Below are 7,781 nucleotides of genomic sequence, written 5' to 3'. Positions count from 1 at the left end.
AGCATTCAGTTTATCAAGGAAAGTTTACGAAACATCCCTAACAAGGGTGTTGGTTTTGGCGCTTTTGCGACAGATGAGACTGTGCTTTATGGCCATGAAGATCTTCCCGGTATTAGTTTCAACTATCTGGGACAGTTTGATATTAATGAAGGGGATGACTGGCAGGTTGTTTTTGAGGGAAGCGGATCAAGTATCGATGCTTTGAACAAGAATCATAATCTGATCAATATCAATGGTAGTGTTAATAAAAACAAGTTATGTTTTAGCATAACGAGTAAATTGGATAAGGTTAAATCCAAAGAACTGACAGATAGTTTTAAGAATCATTTGACAAAAGTGATAGAGCACTGCAGTGAAAAAGTGGCTCGCTCTGAGACTAGTTTTACACCTAGTGATTTTACTTCAGTAGACATAAGCCAGTCTTTGCTGGATCGTCTGCAATTAAAAGTAAAATGATATTAACCTTTAAAAAATAGTAGAGGATATATAAATATGAAAGAGCTATATTACTTATAAGATGTATATTGCTCTTTCATTTATAAGCATTAAAACAAAATATAAATTATCTTGTTTTAGAATAAAAAGAGAATTATAATAAGCTATTGAAAAAAAATCACATGTACAATTTTATTATAGAAAAACATATACTTATAGATAGTAATACCCAAATATATTTAATAAATATAGAAAATAACAAAGTTGATTATATTGATAAATCAATTATTCCTTTAAATCAAATTGAAGAAATAAGTTGGTATAAATTTAAAATTGACTCAGATAAAAGATTATTAGCAAGAGTATTTCTATATAAATATCTAGAAGTTAGATATAATATAATGAATTTTGAATTGGGCATTAATGAATATGAGAAACCTTTCCTACAAGTAGATCCATCAATAAATTTTAGTTTTTCGTACTCAAAAAACTATATATTAATTGGGATATCTAAAGGAAAAAAAATAGGAGTTGATATTGAATATATTAATCCAAAATTTAATATTAATGAAATAGCCAAAGAAATTATGTGTGAATCTGAGTTGGAGTGGTTTAATTCCTATAAGGATTCTTCTCTACAGCGAATTTACTTTTTCCAATTATTTTCAGCAAAAGAATCAATTATAAAAGCATTTGGTGTAGGTCTTTTTTTTAATGTCAAAAAAATAAATACATTAGATAAAAGAATTTTTAAGTATAAAAACACCCAGTTTGAATATAAAGAATTAGGATTATGGGATGAATACTCTTTAGCAGTATCTATTGAAAAAGATAATAATGAATAGATAAGGAACAAATTGTTAAGTAAAAAGATTAAAATAATATTTTTAAAAAAAAGTGGTAGATTAAAAAAATCTACCACTTAAAAAAAATTATTTTTTCACTTTTTTAGCAGCTTCTTGCTGTTCCATTACTTCTTGAAGACGTTGTTGAAACTTACTTTGCTTTTTAGGCTCTTTTAATTTATTCTCCTGAATCTGCGTGTGAATTTTATCCGTATCAACAATATAATTTTTGATGACAAACATAATTCCGATTGTAATTAAGTTTGAAATAAAGTTATACAAACTCAAACCAGCACCATAACTATTAAAGAAAATTAACATCATCAATGGAGAAACATAGATCATGATTTTCATCATTTTTGCCATATCCGGCATACCTTCTTGTTGAGGCGCTGCCATTTGCTGGTCTCCAGAAGTCATTTTCATATAGAAGAAAATCGCAATTGCTGCCAAAATTGGGAACAAACTGATATGATCTCCGTACATTGGAATATTGAAAGGTAGTTTTACAACGGCATCAAATGATGATAAATCGTCAGCCCACAGGAAACTTTTTTGTCTTAACTCAAAAGCAGATGGGAAGAACTGGAATGACGCATACATAAATGGAAGTTGAATCAAGGCGGGAATACATCCTGCCATTGGGTTTACCCCAGCTTTGTTGTATAACTTCATTGTTTCCTGTTGTTTCTTCATTGGGTCTTTTTTGTATTTTTCTCCCAATTCTGTAATCTCCGGACGCAACACTTTCATTTTAGCCTGAGACAAGAATGACTTATAAGTAATTGGCGACATCGCTATTTTGATGATAATAGTAAAGATTATAATCGCAATTCCATAAGGAATAAACGAAGCTAAAAATCCAAATAATGGAATAAAAATCCATTGATTGATCCAACCGAAAATACCCCAGCCTAATGGAATAATTTTTTCCAAGTTTTTATCGTATGATTTTAAAACTTTATAATCAGCAGGTCCAAAGTACCAATTCATTTTATACTCAATTTCTCCATTAGAGAAAGCTAAAGGTACCGTCGCTTTGAATTGCTTTGTAAAAATGGTATCAATTTTTTCATCTTTGACTAAATCATCAGACTGTAATTTAGAGGTTTCAAATGGCTTGTCAGTAATTAAAATACTTGTAAAAAAATGTTGTTTAAATGCAACATATTTTAATTTTTCAGGACTTTCTTCTTTTCCTTGACCATGACTGCTTACTGAACTAAATTTCTCATCTCCATATTCGTATTTAACTTCAGTAAAACGATTATCATATGCAACGCTTTTTTCATTTCTATAAGTTTTTAAATCCCATACTAAATCTAATGGTCTAGAAGAATTTAAAACTTTGTTCAATCCTTGAGAACGTATATCAAAACCAACTAAATATTCGTTTGCTTTTAATACATACTTATATTCTAAAAATTCATTAGCACTCGCTTTCAAACGCATTGTCAATATTTGATCTGCTCCGTTTTTAGTTAACGTTGGCTCAAAAAACAAATCCTTAGAATTTAAAGTTCTATTATCAGTTGTTTGTAATTGAATATTTAAATTCGAATTATTGTCTTTAATTAACTGTACTAATTGCCCGGATTTTTTTTCAAATTTTTTGAATTCTTTCAAAGTAGCTTCAACTATATAACCTCCCTTATTAGCGATTTTTAGTTTAATCTTTTCGTTTTCAATAGTTGTAAAACCTTCTTTTGCAGAAGGAAGTGTCGCTGAATAAGCAAAACCACCTAAACTTTTTTGTAAGTTTGCCAATTGAACCGTATCGCCTGGTGTTACAGCAGCAACAGGTAAAAAAGCTGTTTTAGTTTTAGCAGATTTGGCTTGAGCTTCTTGCTTAGCAACTAATTCTTTCTTGGCTTTTTCAGCAGCAATTTCCTTATCAGAAGGTTGATTTTGGTACATAATCCAAATCAAAATTCCAAATATCAATACAAAACCAATGATTGAATTGAGATCAATTTTTTTTTCTTCCATAATTTATTTTATTTTATTTAATAATATTGCTCAATTCCAAGGCAATATAATTTTTAAGCATTGTGATTTTGCAAAAAAGTAGCGAAAGTACAATTATAAATTGAAAATAAACTATTTTGTAATTCATTATTTATATTATTGATTTGTAATGAAAATAATAAGACTAAATCCGATTAATTATTCGCACTTATTTAATAAAATTATGGTTGGTTATTCGAACATAAATCAATATAAATATTTTTAGTTTCTAACATTATGTATTTGAGAACTAGAGGTTGTTAGGAGTATCTATCTTAACATTTTTATAACTAAATATGAAATCAGTAAATATGAAATCAGTAAAATTTTGATCCATTATTTTGGTTGTGATTGTCTTTCACAAAATATATTATAGTACGGATTTTGCAAAGAAAAATATAAAGGAAAAAAAAGTTAAGGTTAGTTTTGTAAATTATTTCGTAATTTTCTGCAATTTACTTCAAAAATTTATCTTTTCGGAATCGTAAAATGTGTAGTAATGTTTCGAACTTAACGTTTCAAGTGATTGTTGTACAGGATTGTAAGTTTTCTTTTGAATCTAGGTGCACCGATTCTGCACCCAATTCAAATTAATGCTTTATCAATATATTATCTTCCATTAGTTTTCTGTGGTTAAAAGTGACTGCTGATTTTGACCGCAAAGATTTAAATTATTATGTTCTACGAATTTAGAATACATAAATTACAAAAACGGTAAACTTAAAATTTGCATATCTTTACAAATCGCTTAACCGCAGTGCATAAAGCCATGAAACGTTATCAACAATTTTACTGTATAAGATGATAAGAATAGCCACATTTGAAGATAATAATTTGCTTCCGTTTAAAGAAATTAACCAAAAGCAGTATGATCGTTTTCAAACTGATTGTACTTTAGTTCAAACTGTATATACACAATATGTAGTTTTCAAATATTTACAATTAAACTTAAAGGAGTATTTCGATTTTATAAAAAGATGGGAAAAAGTTCCTGCTAATGAGATGCATTTCACTCTTGGTACAGATATTCATTTTATACTGCATTCTAACAAGTTGGTGCTTAATGTTTTAATAGGGTTTAAATTCTTTTTAGATAATGCGGAGGTTTATCTAAAACGGAAATTCGGAAAAAATTCATATGAAGTTCAAAGTCATATTGATTTAACGCGTTATTGTTTTGATAATTCGTTTGCATACAGGTTTTTAAGTAAATTAAGGAATTATTGTGCTCATCTAGGATTTCCTTTAGAAGTTGTTAATTTCGATATTGAATTTAAGGATGAAAACCCTGAAATAAGCGAACATTCTTGTAAACTTATATTATATACAAAAATGTTGAAAAAAGAAAGGGATTTATTTGGAAAGATTGTGATGAGTGATCTTGAAAAAATAGACAATGAAATCGATCTAATTCCTTTAATTAAAGAACTAACTAATTCAATAAATGTAATTCAAAAAAACATATATTTGATTCAACAAGCTGAAATAGAAGAGGCAATAGAAAACATAGATTTTTTTGTAGGGACTAAAAAGACTGCAACTAACGAAATTAAAGTATATCATAATTATAGCAAAATTGATAACAAGATTTCTTTTGAAGTATTTCACGTTCCGATGGAAATAATTGAAGAATTGAACCACTATAAAGAAAAATCTGTTTCTTCAGTAAGTCACTAGCGTACTTTAACTAATGTTGATTTAATCTTTGCAGTGTTTTTTGTTAAAAAAGTAGTCTATTTATAATTTTTTATACAGTTAAGAATAGTGGATCTTTACATTAAGAATTAGTAAAATGAATAAAATACCCTAATATGAATATTGAAGTTTTAGACAGCAGTGAAAATTTTCAAACTTGGATAAGTCGCGATTATATAGCAGAAGAATTAAAAAATGAACTTCAAAAGGCATCTGTCCTAATTGTACCTTTTGAAAAACTTAGAGATTTTGATAAACCCTTATTTCCTATTGAAACCAGTAATATACTTAGCTATTTTCAACAAAATTTTGATAAAGATTTTACTGTTGATATTTGCATCACAGATGACTTGTATACTGAGTTTGGTTTTTATAACAATTACAAAAGACTAGGAAAATTTGTAGTGGCAACTGTTGCTATTCCGACCTTTGTAACGATATTATCTGCATACGTATACGATAGATATATTAAAGAAGAAGAATCAAAACCTGAAATAAATATAATAGACAATTCTACTAAAATTGTTGTAAATGATATCCATATTAGTACTGTCTCACAAAAAAAATATTTGCAGACTGTTCAAGTGAAGTTTTCCGTAACGGTAGTTGATTCCTCTGGAAATTCAAAAGAAATAAAATTTGAAGGACCTGCGAAAGAAATTAGTAGTGCCCTTGAAGCTTTAAAAAAATATGAAGAACCCAAAAAAGAAGTTGCGGATAATGAAGAATCAACAAGTTTGGAATAAAATTGAAGAATTAGGAGAATCGGATTTTCCATATGAAGATGTAATTGTAAAATTACAAAATTTAAAGGAACTGGCTGTTAAGAAGGATGCTCAGGAACAAGCCAAAGAAGTTTGGATTTGTCAAACTATAATAGGAGTACATAAGCTATATTCGGACGCTTTTAAATTATTGAAAGATAAACAATATTACCAAGCTTGGTGCCAATTGGAAAGAACAGAAAAAACAATGAGTTCTCTCAAAAGGCATTTTCCATTTAAAGAGAATAAATATTTCTTAAATTTTATTGAAAGATCGGTCAGGAATTTGCAGGTAATCTTTCCTTACCGATTCTTCGCCAGTATGGAGATTGTTAAAACAAGTGTCCTGTGCAGCGTTTGTAGCAAAAAAGTATCGATAAGAAATTCTTGCGGACATATTGTTGGCGAGATTTATGATGGCGAAATGTGCTATAGGATAGTTGATAAATCTGAAGTATTGGGAATTTCATTGGTTGATGACCCAGGAAATAAATACTCAGTGATGTTCATAACAGACTCTTCTACAGGAGAACAGGTTGATCATTATAGTTATGACATAATTGATTACCTTTTTGATCACTTAAGCACGCCTTATGAGTTTTGGGATTTAAGAGTTCTTCAAAAAGAAATCAGGCAAGAAGATTTTAAAGACGTAAATCAACATGATAGGTGTAACTGCAACTCAGGATTGAAATTTAAAGAGTGTTGTCAACCTAAGATAGGAGAGAAGTATCCTCATTACGAATTCTTAGTGAAAAACCCTGGATTGCAAAAAAGTTTTAGAACAAATACCATAAAACGTGCCATTCGTTAATGCGGTTCTGCGCTACAGACTGTGTTGTGGACAGTTGAAAATTACCCAGTAGTAAACCTGAATATCTTGGAAAGGTACTACTGAGATTAAGATATTTGATTGAGAGTTAAAAGGTATCTGTAAATTTTATTTTTGATAAATATCTTTCTTAGTAATCCATTTTACAATTGTTTGAACAATTTTGCTTCTTTTTCTTTCGTTTACGGTTTCACTCATTTTTCTTACCATTGCTTTTCATACATTTACAAATTATACTAAAAACGGTAATTTATAGATATAATGCTCTTGTATGAATTCAACAACTTTTGTTAATAATCTTATTGCTGATGGTATTGACCCCCAAAAGATAGTAGCTATAACTAGTATAGATGGACCTTTATTGGTTATTGCTGGCCCTGGTGCAGGTAAGACTAAAACATTAGTAGAAAGAATTGTTTATTTGATTATTGAAGGAACTTCTGCCGAAAATATTATGGTTGCAACTTTCACAGAAAAAGCAGCTAAAGAATTAATCACAAGAGTTTCAAACCGATTAATAGAACTAGACTTAAAAATAAATCTAAATGAAATGTATATTGGTACATTACATTCAATCTTTTTGAGGATAATTGAGGAAAACAGAGAATATACAACACTTAAAAGAAATTACCGTTTATTAGACCAATTCGACCAAAAATATTTAGTATTTAGAAATCTTTCAAGATATTTAGAGGTTGAAGACCCTGCTCATATTATTGGCAGCCCTTATGTAAATAGATGGGAAAAAGCCAGTAATTTAATTTACTACATTTCTAAAGTTTCCGAGGAATGCCTTGATATTGATATCCTATGTAACGCTGATGAAGATGAGATAAAGGCTATTGGTGAATACTATAAAATTTACCAAGAACAACTTGAAGAAGAAAATGTCTTAGATTTTTCTACTATTCAAATTGAAACATTAAAATTACTGGAATATAATCCAAAGATCCTTCAAGCATTACAGGATAAAATTCATTACTTGATGGTTGACGAATATCAAGATACAAATACAATTCAAGAAAAGATATTATTGTTATTATCTGCCAAGCACTATAATTTTTGTGTTGTTGGTGATGATGACCAAGGTTTGTATCGTTTCAGAGGTGCTACTATTAGAAACATACTAGAATTTCCAAACAATTTTAAAAGGTCAATGTAAGCAAGTTTCACTAGTAACTAATTATCGTTCTCATCCAGACA

General features: G+C 29.1%; 6 protein-coding genes and 1 pseudogene. 6 read left to right on the top strand and 1 reads right to left on the bottom strand.

All coding sequences use genetic code 11. The annotated features are described in order from the left end of the window. Both B0A64_RS15710 and B0A64_RS15705 read left to right on the top strand, forming a co-directional pair. Window positions 1–456 (top strand): annotated as a pseudogene (locus B0A64_RS15710) (hypothetical protein); the annotation flags it as partial. Between the two features lie 161 nt (window positions 457–617). Next, window positions 618–1,280, top strand: a complete 663-nt coding sequence (locus tag B0A64_RS15705) for a 4'-phosphopantetheinyl transferase family protein (RefSeq protein WP_089480451.1) — start codon at window positions 618–620, stop codon at window positions 1,278–1,280. Between the two features lie 87 nt (window positions 1,281–1,367). Here the strand turns inward: B0A64_RS15705 and yidC are convergent, their stop codons facing one another. Continuing rightward, window positions 1,368–3,269, bottom strand: coding sequence for a membrane protein insertase YidC (yidC, locus tag B0A64_RS15700; RefSeq protein ID WP_089480450.1), 1,902 nt, complete (start codon window positions 3,267–3,269; stop codon window positions 1,368–1,370). Between the two features lie 819 nt (window positions 3,270–4,088). Between yidC and B0A64_RS15695 the strand changes: the two genes are divergently transcribed. The 4 genes from B0A64_RS15695 (at window position 4,089) to B0A64_RS25420 (ending at window position 7,740) form a co-directional block, all read left to right on the top strand. Continuing rightward, the gene (locus B0A64_RS15695; RefSeq protein WP_089480449.1) at window positions 4,089–4,964 is read left to right on the top strand and encodes a hypothetical protein; all 876 of its coding nucleotides are present in this window, start codon (window positions 4,089–4,091) and stop codon (window positions 4,962–4,964) included. Window positions 4,965–5,098: 134 nt separating this feature from the next. After that, window positions 5,099–5,728, top strand: a complete 630-nt coding sequence (locus B0A64_RS15690) for a hypothetical protein (protein WP_089480448.1) — start codon at window positions 5,099–5,101, stop codon at window positions 5,726–5,728. Continuing rightward, window positions 5,703–6,560 carry an SEC-C metal-binding domain-containing protein gene (locus B0A64_RS15685; RefSeq protein ID WP_165769828.1) on the top strand — a complete coding sequence of 286 codons (858 nt, stop codon included), beginning with the start codon at window positions 5,703–5,705 and terminating at the stop codon, window positions 6,558–6,560. The genes B0A64_RS15690 and B0A64_RS15685 overlap by 26 nt, the downstream gene beginning before the upstream one ends. Before the next feature lie 289 nt (window positions 6,561–6,849). Next, window positions 6,850–7,740 (top strand): ATP-dependent helicase, encoded by an 891-nt coding sequence (locus B0A64_RS25420; protein ID WP_208863544.1) that lies wholly within the window; start codon window positions 6,850–6,852, stop codon window positions 7,738–7,740. The last annotated feature ends 41 nt before the right edge of the window (window positions 7,741–7,781 follow it).

It is taken from the genome of Flavobacterium araucananum (assembly GCF_002222055.1).
Taxonomy (GTDB): domain Bacteria; phylum Bacteroidota; class Bacteroidia; order Flavobacteriales; family Flavobacteriaceae; genus Flavobacterium; species Flavobacterium araucananum.
Note: the sequence above shows the minus strand (reverse complement) of the source record. Positions and strands in the feature narration are given on the sequence as shown.

Bases quoted from the DNA above. Each gene is read 5' to 3' on its own strand.
- B0A64_RS15685 (WP_165769828.1), top strand. From the start codon at position 5,703: ATGAAGAATCAACAAGTTTGGAATAAAATTGAAGAATTAGGAGAATCG.
- B0A64_RS15690 (WP_089480448.1), top strand. From the start codon at position 5,099: ATGAATATTGAAGTTTTAGACAGCAGTGAAAATTTTCAAACTTGGATA.
- B0A64_RS25420 (WP_208863544.1), top strand. From the start codon at position 6,850: ATGAATTCAACAACTTTTGTTAATAATCTTATTGCTGATGGTATTGAC.
- B0A64_RS15705 (WP_089480451.1), top strand. From the start codon at position 618: ATGTACAATTTTATTATAGAAAAACATATACTTATAGATAGTAATACC.
- B0A64_RS15695 (WP_089480449.1), top strand. From the start codon at position 4,089: ATGATAAGAATAGCCACATTTGAAGATAATAATTTGCTTCCGTTTAAA.
- yidC (WP_089480450.1), bottom strand. From the start codon at position 3,269: ATGGAAGAAAAAAAAATTGATCTCAATTCAATCATTGGTTTTGTATTG.